Consider the following 1,631-nt stretch of genomic DNA (forward strand, 5'->3'; position numbering starts at 1 on the left):
CGGACTTCCGGGTCTGGGACGGCAAACAGCATATTCTGGGATATATCGAAGCCAAGGAGCCGAGCCACGAGTATTTAGATCAGATCGAAACTACTGAACAGCTTAAACGCTATATTCACACCTTCCCCAATCTTCTCCTGACCAATTTTTTTGAATTTCGTCTCTACCGAAACGGCTTCCTGATAGACAAAGTTCTCATCGGCCGACCTTTCTGGATTTATAAAATGAAGCGGGTACCACCGGCTGAAAACGAAGAATCCTTTTTAAATCTCCTGGAAAAATTCTTCTCCTTTTCTCTGCCCAAACTGTACGACGCTAAAACCTTGGCGGTTGAATTGGCCAAGAGGACCCGGTTTTTAAAAGATTGGGTGATAACGGAAGAGCTCAAAAAAGAAAATGGGGACCCAAAAGGCTTTATCTCCGGCTTCTATCAGGCCTTTCGGGAATATCTGATTCAAGGATTATCCCCGGAGGACTTTGCCGATCTCTATTCTCAGACCATCGCTTACGGCCTTTTTGCAGCCAGAACTCGTATGGAAACCTTTAATCGGAAACTGGCCTATGATGGTATCCCTCCAACTATCGGCATTCTTCGGGACCTTTTTCACTTCATCTCTTTGGGCAATCCGCCCAAGCCCATGGAATGGATTATTGACGACCTGGCCGAGGTTTTGGCGGTTACCGATATCAAGGCCATTTTATACAATTATTTCCACGAAGGAAAAGGGAAAGACCCTATTGTCCATTTTTATGAGACCTTCCTCTCCGAATATGACCCGAAAACCCGTGAACGTCGGGGAGTCTATTATACCCCGGAGCCGGTGGTCTCTTTTATCGTTCGTTCCATCAACCAAATCCTCAAGGAATACTTCCCTAAAAAAGACGGCCTGGCCGACGGACAGGTAACCGTTCTGGACCCGGCAGCAGGGACCCTCACCTTTTTGGCCGAAGCGGCAACCCTTGCCGTTTCAGAATTTGTAAATAAGTATGGCCAGGGAGGAAAAGAGACTTTCATCAGGGATCATATCCTGAAAAACTTTTTTGCCTTCGAATTGATGATGGCGCCTTATGCCGTTGGTCATTTAAAAATGTCCTTTCTCCTTGAAGAATTGGGCTACCGGCTGGGCGAAAAAGACCGGTTTAAACTTTATCTGACCAATACCCTGGAAATGGAAGACCTGGCCCAGACTGAATTTCCGGGCATGGCCTCCCTATCCGAAGAATCTCACCTGGCAGGAAGGATCAAAAAGAAACAGCCGATTCTGGTCATCCTCGGGAACCCCCCTTACTCCGGCCATTCGACCAACATAGGGAAGTGGATTTCCGAGGAGATCAAGGTTTACCACCGGATAGATGGAAAACCCCTGGGAGAAAAAAATCCCAAGTGGCTTCAAGACGACTATGTCAAATTCATCCGTTTCGCTCAATGGAAGATCGATCAGACCGGCGAAGGGGCTATCGGGTTTATCACTAACCATAGTTACCTCGACAATCCCACCTTTCGGGGGATGCGCCGTTCCCTCATGGAAAGCTTTGACGAAATTTATGTTCTGGATCTTCATGGCAACTCCCTGAAGAAGGAAAAATGTCCGGATGGGACTAAAGATGAAAATGTTTTTGATATCAAGCAG

General features: G+C 47.0%; 1 protein-coding gene. It reads left to right on the forward strand.

What is annotated here, in order from left to right:
- Positions 1-1,631, forward strand: a 1,631-nt coding sequence (locus ACYC56_RS14415; protein ID WP_461374867.1) for an N-6 DNA methylase, incomplete at both ends; no start/stop codon positions are given.

This window comes from Candidatus Aquicultor sp. (assembly GCF_054640775.1).